Below are 18,451 nucleotides of genomic sequence, written 5' to 3'. Positions count from 1 at the left end.
TTCTTGGTACACAGCGCCGCAAGACGTTGTGTACACGCAAATCACCGCAGTAGATATACTGCGGTTTTTTGTGTTATATCACTGTTTAGGGGCGGCGTTCCGCCGCCCGATAACTATTTGCAAATTTATAGGAGATTATCATGAGTAAGATCAGAGATTATCTTGAAGCCCACAAGCAGGAAATGATAGATTTCCTTGCTGAATTAGTGGCAATACCCAGCGTTCAGGGCGAGGCAGAGGAGGGCTGTCCATTCGGCAGAGAGCCTGCAAGAGCTCTGGAAACTATGCTGAAAAAGTGTGAGGAGTATGGTTTTACCGTGGAGAATGTGGATAACTACGCAGGCTCGGCGGATATAAACGATATGCCTGCTGAGCTGGCAGTGCTCACTCACTTGGACGTTGTCCCCGTTGGTACGGGCTGGACAACAGACCCCTATGTACTGCGATATGAGCCCGACACCGACAAGCTTGTAGGCAGAGGCGCTATCGACGATAAGGGACCTGCCGTTGCGGCTCTCTTTGCCGCAAGAGCCGTAAAGGAGCTGGGACTGCCCCTGAAAAAGGGCATACGCCTTATCTTCGGCACCAATGAGGAGAACGGCTCCGCTGACCTTGCCTACTACCGCAAAAAGCGTGATTTGCCGCCAATGGTGTTCACTCCCGACGGCGAGTACCCCCTTATAAACGCCGAAAAGGGTATGCTGAGGGTGTACTTTTCAACTTACTGGTCTATGCCTGTTGAAATCAAGGCAGGTACAGTTATAAATGCTGTCCCGTCAGAGTGCAGGATAACTTCAACATTTGATCCGAAAAGGGGCTGCGGAGTCATTTTCGATTCAAAAACGGGAAAAACCACCAAAATAACCGAGAAGCAGACTCATATTGATACCATAAACGGTATTTCCGCTCATGCTTCAACTCCCGAAAAGGGCGAAAATGCTATAACGAAGTTCCTTGAGTCGAGGATAGTTGCCTGTGAGCCTATAGACGAGCTGAGAAAGCTCTTCCCTCACGGCGAGTTTAACGGCAAGAGCTGCGGACTGGGCTTCCGCGACGATATATCAGGAGATATGACCTGTGTGCTGTCCATGCTGAATACCAAAAACGGCAGACTTTGCGGCGGTATCGACATACGCTTCCCACTTGACCGCACAAAGGCTGAGATAAGCGCGATGATATGCGGAAAACTCCGTGATGCGGGCTTTGAGATAGACTCCTGCGAGGGTGTGGAGCCTCACTGCACTGACGAGAATTCAACATTTGTGCAAACATTGTTGAAAACCTATGAGAGGGTCACGGGTAATAAGGGACGCTGTATCGCTATCGGCGGCGGCACTTATGTACACGAAATAGATGGCGGAGTAGCTTTCGGTGCGGAGTTCCCCAATGAGGACGGTCATATGCACTGTCCCGACGAGTTCATAACCGTGGAGAATCTGCTGAAAAACGCGGAAATAATGGCGGAAGCCATGCAAGCTTTATTAATTGAGAATTGAGAATTTAGAATTTAGAATTGAGAATGTAGGGACGACCACTGGTCGTCCGCACTCAACGTTCATGTAACATCATGTAGGGGCGGCGTTCATTTTACATAATAGCGCCGTAAGCGAAAGCAGATTAACGGTTTTGATGAGAGTGAACGAGCTTGCGAGTGATAACGTGGTTAGGCGGCGCGGGCTCCGCGCTGTAGGGGCGTCCGCAGGTTTCTATGAAATTAAGACGGGCCGCCAAAGGCAGCCCCTACAAGGCTAACGGCTCAGAAAAGGCGGACATTAAGTCCGCCTTTGTTTATCTGTCCGCTTTATCGGTTGTTGTGACTTTGGTGTTATCCTCTTTATCGCCGTCAAGACCGTCTATAACGTCGTCCACGGCGTCCTGAGCGCCGTCGATGATGTCCTTCCCTGCATCACCTGCACCGCCCACAATATCCTTGCCTGCGTCGCCTATACCGTCAGCAGCGTCGTCAACGCGGTCCTTAACGGTATTGGTTCTGGTTGGCTCGGTAGTGCTCTCGTATCTTTTTTCAGTTGTGCTGTCTTCGATAACTGCGCCGTTTCCGTCGTCGGTGTAATGGCCGTCGTTATTGTCTCCGCAGCCTGTAAGAGTTGCACAAACCGTAAAAAATATGGAGCATATTGCTAAAACCTTTTTCATACAAATCATATCCTTTACATGGTATCGCTGTTGATTCGTTTTCCACAGCGTGTTTTTATTGTTTACTCATTTTCCCTGATTATCCACAGGCTTTTCAACTTTTTACTGCTTCCAGAAAGTGTATTTTACGTTGTTTTCCACCCTTTCAACAGAGTTTTCAACAATAGAACATATGAATCCACACTCTATTCAACACCGTGTTGAAAACTTTTCCACCCGTCTGTGAAATATAATTAGGACTATATTGCTCTGTATCTGCGCTATATCAGTATTATGCTCACAGAGTGATATTTCTTCGCAAACATTGATTTAACGGGAAAAATATGATATAATAATTGTAAGTGAAATTACACAAAACATTTCGGCGGAAAGGTGGTGTGAGATTGAACAGACTTATAGACAAGATAGCTATCCTTGTCATGTGCATGATGAGCCTGACTCTGAGCGACAGCTTCATTGAGCCTGTTATACTGACTCTTGCGGCAGTTACGGCTTCTGCGGCTGCACAGCTCCTGACGGGCAGAACGGCAGCTTCTGTTATTATTGCCGCCTGTTCGATGCTCTGCGGAGCATTTCCGCTTTTCTTGTGCATGCTGCCCCTTATGCTTTACGATGCCCTATGGGAGAAAAAATGGTGGCTGGTAATGCCTGCCGTTTTGGTATTCGGAAAACTCGGCGAAATAAAGGTATTGCAGATAATTATGATAATTGCGGCTATTGCAGTTACTGTGATAATATATCTTCGTGTGTCGGGACTTGAACAGACCGTCACCAAGCTGACGCTGCTCCGTGACGAGATAGCGGGAAAGAACAGACAGCTTGCCGAACAGAATCTCCGCCTTGCGCAGGCGCAGGATAACGAGATACACCTTGCCACACTAAAGGAGCGAAACCGCATCGCCCGTGAGATACACGACAATGTGGGGCATATGCTGACGCGTTCGCTGCTCCAGTCGGGAGCGCTCCTCATCATCAACAAGGACGAGCAGCTCCGCGAGCCGCTGGAAAGCCTGAAAACTACCCTCGACAGCGCCATGACCAGTATCCGCGAGAGCGTTCACGATCTCCACGATGACTCCATAGACCTGAAAAAGGTCATCGAGGACAGCATAAGCACTGTTGACAGCAGGTTCAGCGTAACGCTGGACTGCGACGTAAGCGAGAGTATGGCAGGCAATGTGAAGCTCTGCATGATAGGCGTCATAAAGGAGGGGCTTTCCAACGCGGTGAAGCACTCCACGGGAGATAAGATAAGCATTATAGTCCGCGAGCACCCCGGGTTCTATCAGCTCATGCTGGAGGACAACGGCAGCTGCTCCGAGATAAAGGAAAGCGGCATAGGCTTGAAGAATATGCGTGACCGAGTTGAAGCGCTGAAAGGCAGGATAAGCTTTACCACCTCAGCGGAGGGGTTCAAGATATTTGTATCCATACCCAAGTAATATTAGTTTAGAGTTGAGAGTGGAGAGTTTAGAGTTAATGAGTTCGCTTTGCTCACATTATTTAAATAATGTCGCCGCAGGCGACTCCACAACTCTCAACTCTCAATTCTCAACTGTTAACTTTTGCGCGAATGCGCAATAAAGGAGTTATTATGAACATAGTAGTAATAGACGACGACAAGCTTGTAGCGCTGTCGCTGAAAACAATACTGGAAAGTACGGGAAAGGTCACAGTTGCCGCCATGGGTTCAAGCGGCGAGGAAGCTATAGAGCTCTACCGTCAGCACTGTCCCGATATTATGCTCATGGATATCCGTATGGACGGCATGACGGGCATTGAAGCAGGCGAGATCATACTGAAAGAAGCTCCCGAGGCGAAGATACTCTATCTCACTACCTTTTCCGATGATGAATACATAGTAAAGGCGCTGAATATGGGGGCAAAGGGCTACATATTAAAGCAGGACTTCGACGGCATAGCTCCTGCCCTTGACGCGGTAATGCGCGGACAGAGCATATTCGGCGACAAGATAATCACAAAGCTCCCCGAGCTGGTCGTACCCAAGAAGAAGTTCGACTTTGCAGCTCACGGCATAAGCGACAAGGAGCGGGAGATAATGGAGCTTGTGGCTCTTGGGCTCAGCAACAAGGAAATATCCGAGAAGATATTTCTCGGCGAGGGCACTATCCGAAATTATATAAGCAATCTCCTCGACAAGCTGGAGCTCCGCGACAGAACTCAGCTTGCAGTATATTATTACACGGAAGTAAAGTCTTGAACCTTATATAAAAAAACAGCGAAGATCAATTCTTCGCTGTTTTTTATGAGGTGGTAATTTGTAGATAGCTTATTTAGTGGGGAGCTCCTTTACGATACCGAGGAGGTAGCTCTGTATAGCCTGTGCATCGGCATTTGTAACACCGTCATTGTTGCCTGTTACGTCAGCGTTTGCATAGCCGACCTCAGTGATGTGGTGAGCATCTGAACCGCTGATACCGAACTTATTTGGGTTAGCAAGGCTCTGCATGATGATAACTGCATCTGAAAGGTCTACCTGACCGTCGTTGTTAGCGTCGCCGTACTTTGTTACCTTTGAGTTGACGGGCTTTGTTGTTGTGAATGTTACCTGAGCTGTTGTAGTAGTTGTGAGCTTTGTAGTAGTCACGGGCTTTGTAGTTGTTATTACAGGAGCACTGCCGCCCTCCTTGTATACAGCCTTGATAGATACGCCCTCGCTTACGGGAACTGTTATCTCGTCTGATGATGTATTGCTTACCTCAGCACCTGTTACCTCCCAGTGATCGAAGCTGTAGCCTTCCTTGGCTGTAGCCTTTACAGTTACGGGGTAGTCTGTGAAGTACTTACCTGTCCATGAGCTGATTGAGTCGTCAAGGTTGATAGTGTTGAACTTTACTGAGCCCTTGCTGCCGTCGTTGTTTACTGTAACGCTTGCAAGGCTTCCTGTAAGGCTCATATATGACTTCATCTGGCTTGTAACGTTGCTGTATCTTGTGTTGTAGAAGGTCTCAAGGAGCTGATAATCCTCGTCAAAGGTCTGCTCGTTGTGAGTGTGCTTAGATGAGGGGAAGCGCTTGTATGTATCAAGTATCTGCTGCTTGAAGCCCTTGTAGTAGTTGATAGCCTCTGTGGTCTTCTTTGTATCGAAGTTGTAGTTTGCCATATCCATGAAGCTGAGCTCGAACTGCTTCTTGAACTCTGCGTTCTTCATAAGGTTTGTGAATGCGCCGCTGAGTGAGCCGCCGCCCATACCGAAGCCGCCCATAAAGCCGCCCATTCCGCCGCCTGCGCCGCCGAACTGGCTGAAGCTGTTGTAGGTAGGACCTGTCTCGTTTATCTTGTCAGCAAGGCTTGAAGCATACTCCGTATCGAACAGAACCATACGCCACTTGCCGTCTGCGTAAGGATTCTCGGGATCAACTGTATTTGCGCGCCATACACCTGTATTGTTGCTTGGCCAGTCCTTGTTAGCCCAGTAGATCTGAGCTGCGAAGTAGTCGATAAAGCTCTGGATATCGAGCTTATCAGCTATCTGCTGATAAGCTGCGTCGCTTGTCATATCTGCACTTGCGATCTGGCTGAGGAGACTGTTCCACTCTGTAAGATCCTGATCGTTGCCGTCCTCGAGGGAGTTATTCTTGATGAAAGCAACGTCATTCTTCTTGATGCCGTAGTGTGACTTGAAGTAGTCTGTGTTGTACTTCTCCATGAGCTGATAGATGCCCCAGAACTCGCCGTCGATGAAGAGTATGCACTCGCTTGTAGCCTGAGTAGCCATATCTCTGTCGCTTACGAGGGACTGGTTAACAGAATCACGGAAGAAGCCTGCCATGTTGTCGTTTCCGCCGTTTCTTATTGTGAAGCCGTCGAATGAATCGATGACCTTGTTGTTCTTTTCCTTGGTTGACTTGCCCTCAAAGAGGTCATATTCAACGCTGCTCTTGCCGTAGTCCATACGAGCGAAGATGTTGAAACTCTTCTGAGCCCATGCACGTGAAGCAGCACCCTTTGTTCTGATGCCTACGTTCTGGGAAACTACGCTCTTGCCGTTCTCGAAGATCTCGATGTTTGCGGGACGCTCCCACTCTGAGCCCTTCTGGTTGTAGTTAGCCTGTGACATGAATGCGAAATCTCCCATTCCGCCGCCGCCCATGAAGCCGCCGCCTGCTGCGCCGCCGTCACCGCCAGCTGCTCCGCCGAACTGACTCCAGTCGAAGCCGCCTGCACCGCCTGCTGCGCCACCGTCGCCGCCTGCTGCACCGCCGAACTGGCTCCAGTCGAAGCCGCCTGCACCGCCTGCTGCTCCACCGTTGCCGCCTGCAGCTCCGCCGAACTGGCTCCAGTCAAAGCCGCCTGCGCCGCCCTGCTGAGCGTCACCGCCGTTTACCTGACCGAAGTTGCCGAGACCGCCTGCTACTGCACCTGCGGTATCCTCATCGGCAGTTACAACAGGACCGCCTGCGCCGCCGAGCTGTATATCGCCGTTACCGCTCCAGTTAAAGTTTCCGTTGACGTTATTGATGTCGAAGTTGGCCCACTGCTGAGCAGCATCGCCCTGCTGAGCGTTACCCTGCTGCTGTCCGCCAATGTTGACACCGCCCTGCTGCTGACCGCCGAAATTCATGCCGCCCTGCTGGCCGCCCCAGTTGCCCATGCCGGGGAAGGTCATGCCTCCGCCGCCCTGGTCGTATACCTTACCGAGAACGTAGATACCCTTGTCGTAGTCGAAGAGGTTATCGGGGTCTGTAACAAGTGAGATGACCTTCATCTTCTTGTATCTTTCAACGTTAGCGGAGCCAACGAAGTATGTCTTTGTGATGATGTCGCTTGCTCTGCCCTGAGAGTCAACAGCGATTGCACGAACTACAGCTGCCTTGAGTACGCCCTCGTCGGGAGCAAGGATATCGGTATAAGCTGTGATATCAGTTCTTGCGCTGTACTTGTTGGGCTCGCTGGTCATGTCCTTTATTGTGAGAGGAGAACCATATTTTTCTGAGGAAGTAGTAGGATCGCTTCCGTCTGTTGTATAATAAACTGTAGTGCCCTGTGGAACCTCGATAGAGAGTGAGAAGCCGTTGTCATAGAAGCCGCTCTCAGCTGAGAAAGAGGGAGTTCTTACAGCGTTTGAGCCCTCGGGAGCCTTGTTGGCTGCGTCGGGAGAAGCTGAGAGCACATAGAACTCGCCGCTGCCGTCGGGATACTGACCGTAGGAAGTGTCCTTAGCCATATCCTCAAATGTTATCTGTGAGGCGATATTGCCTGATTTATCTGTGAGAGTAAGAGTTTCGCCGCTTGTTGAAAGACCGAAAGGAGCGATCTCCTTATTGGTCTCGCCTGCTGTGCCGTCGCAGAAGATTATCTTTCTGCCGCCTGCCTGAAGAGTGGTACCATCGGGGATAGTGAAGCGATAGGGGTTATCTGCCTTATCTGTGATACCCCAGCCGCTGATATCCACAGCGCTGCCCGAGCCGTTGTAGAGCTCGATCCAGTCGTACATATTGCCGTCGGGAGCCGCATAGGTAGTATTCTTAGGGCAAACCTCGTTGATGGTAACAGTATCCGCAGCTGCTGCCTGACTTGCAGGAAGAAGACCTGCTGCGCCCATAAGCATAGCAAGGCTCATGATACCTGCACCTGTTCGTTTAGCTGATTTCTTGAACATAAAACGTCCCTCCATTGTAATTTTTCATGTTTTGAGCTTATTATCGCCCGTTTCTTCGATATATCTTAAGTAGATAATAAAAAAGTAGTCTTAAAATAATCTTAAACCAAACTGAAAATAAAAACAGTGTATATTGAACTTGAAGTTCAATATATAGGGATATTTGGCAATTTCAGTATATCATTATCACCAAAGGAAGTAAACTAACAACGCAAATTTTGCACAAATAAATAAAAGTCAGCAATAAATGATATATTACCAGCACAATAGTTATACTGCATCCAATAAAAACAGCTTGACGTGCCCGTTTATATGGAGTATCATAGTAGGGGTGGATATTATCCGCCGAAATGTAGGGAACGCCGCCTCGGACTCCGCGCTGTAGGGGGGCTGCCTTTGGCAGTCCGCACCTTACTCAAAAAATAACATGAACACACTGTATGGGCGGCGTTCCGCCGCCCGTATACGTATCGACGAATTTACAAAAGGAGAACACAATGTTTCAAGGTTTTTCGCAGGAAGCTCTTGAATTCCTGCTTGGTATAAGACACAACAACAATAAGGACTGGTTCGAGCCCCGCAAGTCCATATACACCGAGAAGATATTCGAGCCCATGAAGGCTCTGGGTGAGGAGCTCTTTGCGCCATTCGCTGATACCGACGGCATGATGTACAAGGTGGGCAGGATTTACCGCGACGAGAACTTCGCGCCCTATCTCCACTACCGCGATACCATGTGGATATACGTCCGCTATGAGGCGTGGTACTGGAACAAAACTCCCACTTTGTATTTTGAGCTCTCTCCCGAGGGTGCGGAGTTCGGCTTCCGTATCTCAAAGCCCGAAGCCGCCGTTATGGAGCGCTTCCGCAGCGGACTTCTTGAAGATGCAGAGTCCTTTATCAACATGGTGGATGAACTTGTTGAAAACTATGGGCTCACACTTGGCGGCGACGAGTACAAGCGTAAAAAGCCCTGTCCCGTACCTGAGCTGGAGCGCTTCTTTATTAAAAAGGGGCTTAGTCTTTACACCAAGGTCAGCGATCCTGCGGAGCTTTTCTCCCGTAAAATAGCGGAGCATACCGCCGAGGTGTTCAGGGCGGTGCAGCCTGTCAACGACTACTTCCACGAGATAGTCGAGGTTGAGGAGCTTGCAAAGGCTATACTCAAAGAGGAAAAGGAACAGCAGCTCGCCCAGCCCGAGCCAGAGATAAACATGGTAAAAGCCCCCGATGTTGAATTCATGTGGTAATTATTTAATGCGTAATGCGTAATTCGTAATGCGTAATTGTAGGGGCTGCCTGTGGCAGTCCGTGCTGATATCATTGAAACTTGCGGGACGCCGAGGGCGGCGTCCCCTACAGCGCAGTGCCTGCGCCCCCTAACCACGTTGCGAGCTGAGCCAGCTCGACCGCAGCCACGATGTCGCTTGTTTCACGCGCTCATTCTGTACGTTAACGATACTCTGCTTTCGCTTACGGCACAAATATTGAAATAAACATGAAACCGTATGTAGGGGCGACGTCTCGTCGCCCGTATTAATATCATCGAAGTCTGCGGGCGCCCAAAGGGCGCCCCTACAAGCTAATGGCTAAAGGCTAAGGGCTGATTTAAAACAGCCCTCTTACGTCCTCAAAGCTGAGTGTGGGCTGCAAGGCAAGGTTTATGCCGAATGCAAGGAGCTGTGAAGCTCTTTCCGTCAGGCGGTCTATATCACGGGGAGTTACCATCATGTTGGGCAGCTCCCCGTTTATGCTTTTCCCCGTGAGACTTCTCACTATGGTATGCATATCCACAACGGTGGGAACTCCTACGGCTATGACGGGAACGCCGAATATTTCCTGGGAAAGCTCCCTGCGCTCATTGGAAACGCCGCTTCCGGGAGAGATACCCGTGTCGGTTATCTGTATTGTAGTGCCCAGACGGCTTATATCCGTGCAGGCAAGGGCGTCAATGGCGATTATCGCCGCAGGGCGGAGCTCCGCCGATATTGCGCGGACTATCTCCGCAGTCTCGATGCCCGTCTGTCCCATGACTCCCCCTGCAAAGGCACTTACCCGCCGCAGAGACGTGAGGAAGTGCTCCTCGCCGCTGTCAAGCTCCTCCCTTAAATGCCGCGTAGCAAGCACCTTTGCGGCAGTCTGCGGACCTATGGCGTCGGGAGTTATATCATTGTTGCCAAGCCCCACCACCAGCACCTCTCCCTCGGGGATAAGGGCAGACAGCTCCTGTGAGAGCTCCTGTGCCATGAGCTGGTAATCGTCGGAAAATCGGCTCAGACTGCTGCCCTCAAGGGTAATGTAGCGCCCCTTGCACTTGCCTATGGAAGCAAGACAGCTGTCGTCGTCGATAATTATCTCGGTAATGCTGAAAGCTCTGCCCCGTGTGGTGATGTGAACATTCTCGGGCAGGTCGTCAGCGGAAAAGCTCTCAAGAGCCAGATCGGTGCGTATTTCCATTATTTCCTCCATATTGTGCATATTGCTTTAATTGTGGAAAATATTTCTAAGGATAATTTCACTTTTAACTATTGAAAACAATGTGGAAAAATGCTATAATTATATTTGTCTCAGTATGGCAGCTGTGCGTTGCAGCTGTCGGGAGTGAACGAACCCGTGTTTGCTCCTATTATCTGTAAGATGCGGACGAATATACAGTCTGCATGATTCAAGGAGGTGTAACAAAATGCCAAACATTAAGTCTGCTAAGAAGAGAGTAAAGGTTAATGCAACAAAGGCTGCTGCTAACAAGGCAAGAAAGTCTAATCTCAAGACTGTTCTCAAGAAGGCTGACGCTGCTGTAGCAACAGGCGCTGCTGATAAGGCAGAGGCAATCAAGGTTGCTATCAAGAGAGTTGACCAGGCTTGCGCTAAGGGTCTTATGCACAAGAATAAGGCTGCAAGAAAGAAGTCACAGCTCGCTAAGAAGCTCAACTCTGCTGAGTGATCGGTCTCTTTGATCATATAAGAAATCAAAATCCCCTTGCGGACAACTCACGGTCTGCAAGGGGACGTTTTTATTATACAGAAAATGCCCTGCCGTAAGGCAGGGTATTTATTCAGTTCATATTGGCTTTAGCCACTTCACGGAGGACGTGTTCCATTACTTCCTCGGGAGTAGGCACCTTGCCCTTGCCGATCTTGTTTATGGGCGCGTTGGGATCCTTGCAGGCTTCCGCAATGGACTTCTCTATCTCGCGCTTGACTTCTTCTTCACTTACGCCGTTTTGTCTTGCAATACTTTTGAATATATCGTTGTTTTTCATTCAGATCCTCCCTTTTTGATATACTATAATAATATATTGCTTATTATTAAAAAGCAATAGCTATTTGATAAAAAGTGTATTTCTTTCTTGTAATTTGTTAAGATTAAATAAGAAAGGAACGCTTTTTATGTCAAAGTCAATGAAAATATCCAAGGAAAATGAATTCAAGTATATCCAGCTCGGGCTGAATATAGCCTATTACAGAAAGCTTCAGGGACTTACACAGGAAGAGCTTGCAGAAATATCGGGTATAAGCCGCTCGCACATCAGTGCCATAGAGGCTCCCAATATTATCCACAATGTATCTCTCGAAGTGATATTTGAGCTTGCACGTGCGCTTAAAATAGAGCCCTATAAGCTTCTTGAATTCAGAGAATGACTCCCCTTGAAATACAGGGGAGTATTTTTATTCCTTAACGTATACTCCCACGATCTCCGAGATATATGCACGGTGGTATGCGTCGCCGTTGAAGAACTTCTCGGGGATACCGTCATCTGTGAGGAAGCCGCTCTCCTGCAGGTCATAGCTGTAGAGCTTGCGGCATACAAGAACCAGCTCTGCCTCTGCAAAGGTCACGCAGCCGTCTATCTCAGCGGGAGTGAGACCTGTCTCCTTTGCCTTGTCGCAGTCTCTGCCCGAATGTGAGCCGCAGAAGGAAAGGGCTTCTCTGAACTCCTCGCCAAGGAATGAAACGGTATAGCAATCGTTATCCTCGATATAGCCGTAGGTATGGCGGGTAGGTCTTACGTAGCAGGTGAGCACGTTCTTGTTCCAGAGCACGCCCAGCTGTCCCCATGAAGCGGTCATGGTATTGTAATTATCCTTGCTGCCGCCTGTGAGAAGCATCCACTGCTTGCCTATCTTCCGGAATGGATTGAATGAAAGTTCGTCGATATTGATTTTTTTGAAAGCCATGATCGATCTCCTCTTTATATAATATTTTATGTCTGTTCCGAACCCAAGTATACGGAACGGACTTTTTAACGTCTTTAATATGATATTCGGGATCATCACGGCTCATGCAGCGTCAGTGAGCTCTCAGCGACGATTTATAGCGCAGTCGGAGCTTATCTGTGATAAGTGCGATGAATTCCGAATTGGTGGGCTTGCCCTTTCCCGTATCAACGGTGTAGCCGAAAAAGGAATTGAGGGTATCCACGTTGCCTCTGTCCCAAGCTATCTCGATAGCGTGGCGAATGGCACGCTCTACTCTTGAGGACGTGGTGTCGTAGATGCCTGCCACTGTGGGATAGAGCAGCTTTGTAACGCTGTCCAGCAGGGTCTTGTCCTCTATTGAATAGAGTATAGCGGTCCTGAGATAGTGATAGCCCTTGATATGTGCGGGAACGCCCAGCTGATGTATCATGTCCGTGACAACTACCTCCATATCGTCGCTGAAGCTGCTTACCCTGTCTCCGAGGGCGGAGTTTATAGCGGTACACAGGTCCTCTGCGCTGCATGGGCGGAGCAGGAGCTTTGAAGCTCCGTTCTCGATGACCTGTTTTTCTATGAACTCGTTGTCATAGGCAGAGGTGACGATGAAAACAGGCGGCTTTACGCCCATTTCACGGACAGTTTTCATAAGGGATATGATGTCGCCGTTCTGTGATGAGATATCCAGCACAGCTACATCTGGCGGGTCTTTCTTTATGGATTCCAGTATCACGCCGCAGTCCTTGCGTCTTGTATAGGCGTACATACCCTTTTCGCGGAGCTTATTTGCAGCGCTCACGCCTGTTTCGGCTGAGTCGTCGCCGATAAGTACCTTGATCTTGTTATTCATGATTTTATACCTCCTTTTGCATGGCGGTTTTTTGCCGCAAGATAATGATATCACATCGCAAAAGGAGCAGCAACGGCTAATTATAGGACTTTAAGCCGTATATGTTCGGGAAATGCCGTAAAACATAAGTGTAATAAATCGCCGTCGAAAAGCGCTGTCGCATAAAACTGAAAATATATGAAGGAAGCGGTTATTTCCGCTTTTTTCTGTGAAGAACGCCCTCGGACATATCTCTGACCTTTGTACCTTCGGGGAAAAGCTTGTCAGCAAGCTTCTGCAAAGCGTTCTTTTTGACTGTTTCTGTATGGACGGGAGCCAGCTTCGGCTCGCTTACCTCTTTGCTCCACTTTTTCTTCACATTATCGGAAAGATAGGGGATTATCTTGTTTCTATCGCCGATGTAGCTGTGCTTTTCGAGGAATTCCAGCGGCAGCTGACAGCCTTCGCCGCCGTATTTCCCGAGGAAGTCACCGAAGTGGAAGTCCAGCATCTCCTCGAAATCCCGTTTTCCGTCCATTATCTTTTTATTATTCTTCATGCCCTCGATAAGAGCCTTCTGCTCGTCGCTTTGGGGCTCAAAGTCCTTGATGAAGCCAAGAGGTCCCAGTATCATGAAGCCTATCATGTAATCGTCATTGCAGAAATCGCTCTTGGGCATTTTTGTCTGTGGTATATCAAAGCCGTAGGCGGCATAAAGCGCGAATGCGCAGCGCAGCGCCATGAACTTGTCCTCGTCGATATCGTAGAGGTGTTCCTCCTCAACGTAGCCGCGGAGCCTGCCCGACTTTACCATGAGCTGGAGCACAGGCTGTAACATCAGTGAGCGCATGCCCTTTACAATGGGGGCTTCCACGTCCTTGGCGAAGTTACCGCCGATATGGAGTATATTCCCTGCGCTTGTGCCCGACTTCTTGATAACTGCGTCAAGGTATGCGGTCTCTGCGGAATCGGGGATATTCTGCTCCGCAGGGATAACGATGGAATCATAATTGCCGTAGCCGCAGTTGCAGAGCACCTTTACCACCACGTCGCGGGGATAGTAGGAATCCGAAACGACTATGACCTTGTGGCGGCAGTCCTTGGCTTTATCGAAGAGCAGCTTTCCCATTTTTCGCGGAAAGGCGAAATGCTCCACAAGGTCACATTCCCTTGTCATGAGCTTTTCCCTTGCAGTCGGGGGAAGTCCGCTTATCTTCATGAATATGTCGTATATCTTTTCAAGGGTGACATTGCCCTTGGGGGCGTATTTTTTCTCGGCAGCCTTCTGTGCCTCTATTCTCATTTCCGAGAATGTTCTGCTGCCTGTATTGAACATGGAGAAGTCCTCTTCCATGAACAGGAAGATGTCCTCATTCCTTGAAAAGGGCATAAGCACCAGCGTGTCCCACATACGGAAGCTTGTGGCGGAGTGGTCGTTGCGTGATACCTCATGGAGCATTTTCACGGTCGTCTCGTCCTGTAACGGAGAATTTCTGCGTATTGGTGAAAATTCGTCGTTCATTCCGCACCTCGTTTCGTCATTTGGCAGTAGTCGTTGTTTTTTCGGCAGAGGTCTCGGCTTCACCGTCAGCCTTTGCCTCGGCAGGCTCGATACCTCTCATTTTTCTGTATTCGTCAAGAGTCATAGCACCGTCGGAGTTATAGGCTCTGATAAGAGCGTCCTTGCTGGTGAATTCCTCGTTGTATTCGCCCTTGTCGTTCTGTACGTACTTGCCGTACCATACTCCGAAGAATGACCATACCGCGTTGTCGCGGAAAGCCGCGTCCATATCGGGAACGCTTCCGCACTCGCTGATAGCGATGAGCTTATTGCTGCCCACGAATTTCTGTACAGCGGCAAATTCCTCATAGAATCGGCTGCCGTAGTCCTTTTCGCCGCTGAGATACAGGTCAACTGAGGCTATATCGAAGGTACGCTTGTCCACCATAGCGCTGTTGCTCTGACCGTTCCATATCCAGATAAGGTTGTCCAGCTCAAAGTACTTGGTAAAGCGGTCGTATATGAGCTGCCAGAGCCACTTGTAGCTGTCCGAGCCCTTGGCGCCCCACCAGTACCAGTCGCCGCAGCCCTCGGGGAGAGGTCTCCACAGTACGGGTACACCTCTGTTTTTCAGTGAGGTGAGCTGACCTGCCATATTGTCTATATCAAGGAGAAGTCCGTAGCACTCCTTGGAAATATCACCCTTGCTGTAGAGCTCGCGGAGCTCTTCCTCAGTAAGCTCGGCTATCTCCTTGTCGGTGACAGCCTTGGAAATATCGAAGTCGGTATCCTCTGTGCGGATACCTTTCTTTTTGTCCGAGGGAGCCTTCCAGTACCAGCTCACGCAGGATATACCGCCGTTCAGGTACCATTCCGCAGCTGCGTCCACTTCCTTGAAGCTTGCGTCGTAGCTCTCGTCGGGAATTTCAAAGTTTGAGAACCTGATAACGGGGTATTTGCCTGTGGTGCGGTAAATGAGGTCAAGCTCGGAGTTGTCGCCGCCGTAGGCGTACTGACCTGTTATCATGTACTTGCCGTAATTCTCGGAGAGGAAGCTCATGAGCTCCTTTGCGGACTCGCCTGCCTTTTTGTTGACCAGCTCGCCCTTTGCGTCGTAGCTTATATCGCTGAGGGAGGTGTTGTTCTCGATCTTCAGGTAATCAAGGCACATCTCGCCGTTTTCGGGAGTAATTTCAAGCTTCTGCTTGCCCTTTGTGAGGAAAACTCCGTAGATAGTGATATAAGTGAACTTTCCGTTGTCGGTAGTCCTGAACTCGGTGAGCTGCTCGTCCCCAAGCTTTAAGCGGCAGGTAACAGCGCTGCCCGATGAGATATTTAAGGAAAGGTCGTAGTGCTGGTTGCTGGGAACGTCTATGTCGAACACAACGGAAGCCTTGCCTTCGCTGCCGAAGCCTGTGACGTAGCCGTCGCCGCTGAATTCTGGAAGATCCGTTGCAGTCTTTGCGCCGCCTTTCAGCTCTGCCTTTTCAGCCTCGTAGAGATTGCCCGATGTTTTCTTCTCTATCTCGGGATAGGTAACAGGGTAATCGGGGAAGGTCTCCACGGGGACAGTTGTAGTGGGCTCTGTGGTCTTTTTAGCGGTAGTTTCCTCCACTATAGGCACAGAAGCCGTCATTTTGTTCTTTTTGTCGCAGGCTGCAAAAGCCGAAGCGGCAGCTCCCGCAGCACAGGCGAGAGCTATGATCTTGCGAATATCCATTTATTCCTCCTGTAGGATCAGGCTTTGATATTATATGTCTTACCCTCTTCGGTATTTATAATGATTATGCCGTCCTCGGTGACTGAGTCAACAGCTTCTCCGCCGCAGGACACGCTTACAGCGGCATTTGCCCTCAGACGGAGCTCTCCGCCGAGATCAGAGGTGATATCGGCATAGCAGAGCCTGCTTTCAGCCCAGTATATGTCAACGGTGAAGCCGCCCTTTGCGCGGAGACCCTTTATATGACCGTTTGTCCATTCCTCGGGAAGTGCGGGCAGCAGGTTTATCTCGCCGCCGCAGCTCTGCATAAGAGCCTCTGCGATGGCGGCTGCTGCACCGAAGTTGCCCTCTATCTGGAAAGGCGGCTTTGAGTCGGTGAGATTGGGATTGCAGTAGTGTGATATCATGCGTTTGAGGTTTTCCGAGACCATTATGCCGTCGAAAAGCCTTGCCCACATATTTGTGACCCATGCGCAGCTGTAGCCCATATGGCTGCCGCCGTTGATAAGTCGGCGGACGAGAGCAGCTCTTGCCGCGTCGGCAAGCTTTGGCGTTTTGTACGGGTTTATAAGGTCTGCGGGATACAGAGCGAAGAGCTGGGATATATGTCTGTGACCGATATCCGTCTCGTCGTAGTCCTCCAGCCATTCCATTATCTGACCGTACTTGCCTATGCTTGGCATGGGCAGCTTTTTCAGCATGCCTGCCAGCTTTTCCGCAAAGGCATGGTCTCTGTCAAGAATGGCTGAAGCCTTTATGGTGTCGGCGAAGAGGACTGTGAGTATCTGGGAGTCCATGGCAGGACTCATGCAGATGCTTGCCTTTACGCCGTTTTCGTCGATGTATGTGTTCTCGGGAGATACCGACGGACCTGTCAGCAGTCTGCCCTTTTCGTCAGTGGTGAGGTATTCGGTGAAAAACTCCGATGCCTCTTTCAGTATATGGTATTTCTCCTCGAGGAAGTCTCTGTCGAGGGTGTACTCGTAATGCTCAAAAACGTGGATAGCCAGCCATGCACCGCCCATAGGCCATATGCTTGATGTGGCGAGCTCGTCCTGAGGAGCTGTATCTCCCCATATATCAGTGGAATTATGGCACACAAAGCCCTTGTTTATGCCGTACATTTCCTTTGCGGTGACTCTGCCGTTGCCGCAGACCCGCTCCAGCAGGTCAAACAGGGGCATATGACATTCCGAGAGGTTGCAGCTCTCGGCGAGCCAGTAGTTCATCTCGGTATTGAGATTGAGAGTATAGCGGCTGCCGTTTGGGGGAGACATCATATCGTTCCAGAGTCCCTGCAGATTGGCAGGCTGAGTGCCTGCACGGCTGCACGATATCAGAAGATATCTTCCGAAGTTGAAATACAGCTCAAAGAGCTTGTTGTCGTTGATAAGGCGGCGGCAGTCCAGATTGTCCAGCTCGTTGCCTTTAAGGCGGTCGATACGTTCATTTGTATTGAGAAAGGCTATCTCCTCGTTGTCGCTGTTGTCGTTGAGAGAGAGCTCGACACGGTCAAACAGCTCCCTGTAGTCGTTGACATGGCGGTAGTAGAGCTCGTCGAAATCGCACTGCATAGCCATTTCCGCGTCAAGCTGAGCGGATTCCTCGAACATCTGACTGTAGAAGCTTGTGCGGACAGAGAGGAATATCACCACCTCGTCGGCATTGCTTACGCAGAGCTTGCTGCCCGAAGCCTTGACCTCGCCGTTTAAAGCGTTTGCACCGAGACAGGCTGCATAGAGTATGCCGTGGCTGCTGTTGGTGCCGCCGTTAAAGAGTATCATATTGCTGCCGCAGGGGCGGTTGTCGTCGAAGTTGTCCTCGCGGCTGTCCATATAGCAGGAAAGGGACACGGACTGAGGCTGTGAAGCCGAGATGCGCACCACCATTACCTCGTCGGGAGCAGATATAAAGTACTCCTTGGTGTAGGTGATATCCGCTGCGGTAAAAGAAGCGTCCGCAACGGCGCTGCCGATATCGAGACTTCGTGAATAGCTCAGTGGCTTTCCGCCCAGCTCCAGGTCGATGTGGAGCTCTCCCAGAGGTATATACCGCCTCATATTTGGAGTTACGCCCTGCATTTTGCTGAGGGCTATCTCTTCTGCCTCGCGGGGCTTGCCCTGCATAAGGAGCTCTCTTGCTTCGCGGAAGCCCTCCTTAGCCTCAGGGTTTATCCTGTGGCGCAGACCGCCCGACCATATGGAATCCTCGTTGAGCACTATGGACTCGTTTGCGGGAGTTCCGTAGATCATAGCTCCTATACGTCCGTTACCTATAGGGAGAGCCTCGCTGAAGCTCTCAGCTGGAAAATCGTATTTCATTAAAGTTTCGGTATTCATATTTCATCTCCTATAGACATTGTTAAACGTTTGCCGAAAAACATTATAACACATAATAAAAAAAATATCAAGTTTGTGGTAAAATAGC

General features: G+C 49.8%; 15 protein-coding genes. 6 read left to right on the top strand and 9 right to left on the bottom strand.

The features are described from left to right. The first annotated feature begins 140 nt into the window (after nucleotides 1-140). Nucleotides 141-1,496, top strand: coding sequence for a Sapep family Mn(2+)-dependent dipeptidase (locus N774_RS0110740; protein WP_024861253.1), 1,356 nt, complete (start codon nucleotides 141-143; stop codon nucleotides 1,494-1,496). A 292-nt stretch (nucleotides 1,497-1,788) separates the two neighbouring features. Here N774_RS0110740 and N774_RS0110735 read toward each other — a convergent pair whose 3' ends face one another. Continuing rightward, complete coding sequence (locus N774_RS0110735; protein WP_024861252.1) at nucleotides 1,789-2,154, bottom strand: hypothetical protein; 366 nt, start codon at nucleotides 2,152-2,154, stop codon at nucleotides 1,789-1,791. Between the two features lie 377 nt (nucleotides 2,155-2,531). On the opposite strand from N774_RS0110735, the gene N774_RS0110730 reads away from it, so the two are divergent. Together N774_RS0110730 and N774_RS0110725 are read left to right on the top strand one after the other, a co-directional pair. After that, nucleotides 2,532-3,596 (top strand): sensor histidine kinase, encoded by a 1,065-nt coding sequence (locus N774_RS0110730; RefSeq protein WP_242836611.1) that lies wholly within the window; start codon nucleotides 2,532-2,534, stop codon nucleotides 3,594-3,596. A gap of 152 nt (nucleotides 3,597-3,748) precedes the next feature. Then, a complete protein-coding gene (locus tag N774_RS0110725) occupies nucleotides 3,749-4,375 on the top strand; it encodes a response regulator transcription factor (protein ID WP_024861250.1) in 627 nt (208 codons plus the stop codon). 69 nt (nucleotides 4,376-4,444) lie between these two features. Here the strand turns inward: N774_RS0110725 and N774_RS19200 are convergent, their stop codons facing one another. After that, nucleotides 4,445-7,777, bottom strand: a complete 3,333-nt coding sequence (locus tag N774_RS19200; RefSeq protein ID WP_024861249.1) for a CotH kinase family protein — start codon at nucleotides 7,775-7,777, stop codon at nucleotides 4,445-4,447. 497 nt (nucleotides 7,778-8,274) lie between these two features. On the opposite strand from N774_RS19200, the gene N774_RS0110715 reads away from it, so the two are divergent. Beyond that, nucleotides 8,275-9,027: a DUF2461 family protein gene (locus N774_RS0110715; protein ID WP_024861248.1), complete on the top strand. Its 753-nt coding sequence runs from the start codon at nucleotides 8,275-8,277 to the stop codon at nucleotides 9,025-9,027. Nucleotides 9,028-9,385: 358 nt separating this feature from the next. Here the strand turns inward: N774_RS0110715 and gpr are convergent, their stop codons facing one another. Then, nucleotides 9,386-10,234 (bottom strand): GPR endopeptidase, encoded by an 849-nt coding sequence (gene gpr / locus N774_RS0110710; RefSeq protein ID WP_024861247.1) that lies wholly within the window; start codon nucleotides 10,232-10,234, stop codon nucleotides 9,386-9,388. A gap of 226 nt (nucleotides 10,235-10,460) precedes the next feature. Between gpr and rpsT the strand changes: the two genes are divergently transcribed. Then, nucleotides 10,461-10,721 (top strand): 30S ribosomal protein S20, encoded by a 261-nt coding sequence (gene rpsT / locus N774_RS0110705; RefSeq protein ID WP_024861246.1) that lies wholly within the window; start codon nucleotides 10,461-10,463, stop codon nucleotides 10,719-10,721. A gap of 112 nt (nucleotides 10,722-10,833) precedes the next feature. On the opposite strand, the gene N774_RS0110700 is transcribed toward rpsT, so the two are convergent. Further along, complete coding sequence (locus tag N774_RS0110700; RefSeq protein WP_024861245.1) at nucleotides 10,834-11,040, bottom strand: hypothetical protein; 207 nt, start codon at nucleotides 11,038-11,040, stop codon at nucleotides 10,834-10,836. Nucleotides 11,041-11,167: 127 nt separating this feature from the next. Between N774_RS0110700 and N774_RS0110695 the strand changes: the two genes are divergently transcribed. Further along, the gene (locus N774_RS0110695) at nucleotides 11,168-11,419 is read left to right on the top strand and encodes a helix-turn-helix domain-containing protein (protein ID WP_051463395.1); all 252 of its coding nucleotides are present in this window, start codon (nucleotides 11,168-11,170) and stop codon (nucleotides 11,417-11,419) included. Between the two features lie 27 nt (nucleotides 11,420-11,446). Here the strand turns inward: N774_RS0110695 and N774_RS0110690 are convergent, their stop codons facing one another. The 5 genes from N774_RS0110690 to N774_RS0110670 all read right to left on the bottom strand — a co-directional run bounded on the left by N774_RS0110690 (nucleotide 11,447) and on the right by N774_RS0110670 (nucleotide 18,363). Then, nucleotides 11,447-11,956 (bottom strand): flavin reductase family protein, encoded by a 510-nt coding sequence (locus N774_RS0110690; RefSeq protein WP_024861243.1) that lies wholly within the window; start codon nucleotides 11,954-11,956, stop codon nucleotides 11,447-11,449. Nucleotides 11,957-12,068: 112 nt separating this feature from the next. After that, nucleotides 12,069-12,824 carry a sporulation transcription factor Spo0A gene (gene spo0A / locus N774_RS0110685; RefSeq protein ID WP_024861242.1) on the bottom strand — a complete coding sequence of 252 codons (756 nt, stop codon included), beginning with the start codon at nucleotides 12,822-12,824 and terminating at the stop codon, nucleotides 12,069-12,071. Between the two features lie 190 nt (nucleotides 12,825-13,014). Then, nucleotides 13,015-14,325 (bottom strand): hypothetical protein, encoded by a 1,311-nt coding sequence (locus tag N774_RS0110680; RefSeq protein ID WP_024861241.1) that lies wholly within the window; start codon nucleotides 14,323-14,325, stop codon nucleotides 13,015-13,017. A gap of 16 nt (nucleotides 14,326-14,341) precedes the next feature. Then, the gene (locus N774_RS0110675; protein ID WP_024861240.1) at nucleotides 14,342-16,024 is read right to left on the bottom strand and encodes a glycosyl hydrolase; all 1,683 of its coding nucleotides are present in this window, start codon (nucleotides 16,022-16,024) and stop codon (nucleotides 14,342-14,344) included. Between the two features lie 17 nt (nucleotides 16,025-16,041). Continuing rightward, complete coding sequence (locus N774_RS0110670) at nucleotides 16,042-18,363, bottom strand: glycoside hydrolase family 95 protein (protein WP_024861239.1); 2,322 nt, start codon at nucleotides 18,361-18,363, stop codon at nucleotides 16,042-16,044. Nucleotides 18,364-18,451 lie beyond the last annotated feature (88 nt).

Source organism: Ruminococcus flavefaciens AE3010 (assembly GCF_000526795.1).
Lineage (GTDB): Bacteria > Bacillota > Clostridia > Oscillospirales > Ruminococcaceae > Ruminococcus > Ruminococcus flavefaciens_D.
This window is presented reverse-complemented; position numbering and strand designations above follow the sequence as displayed.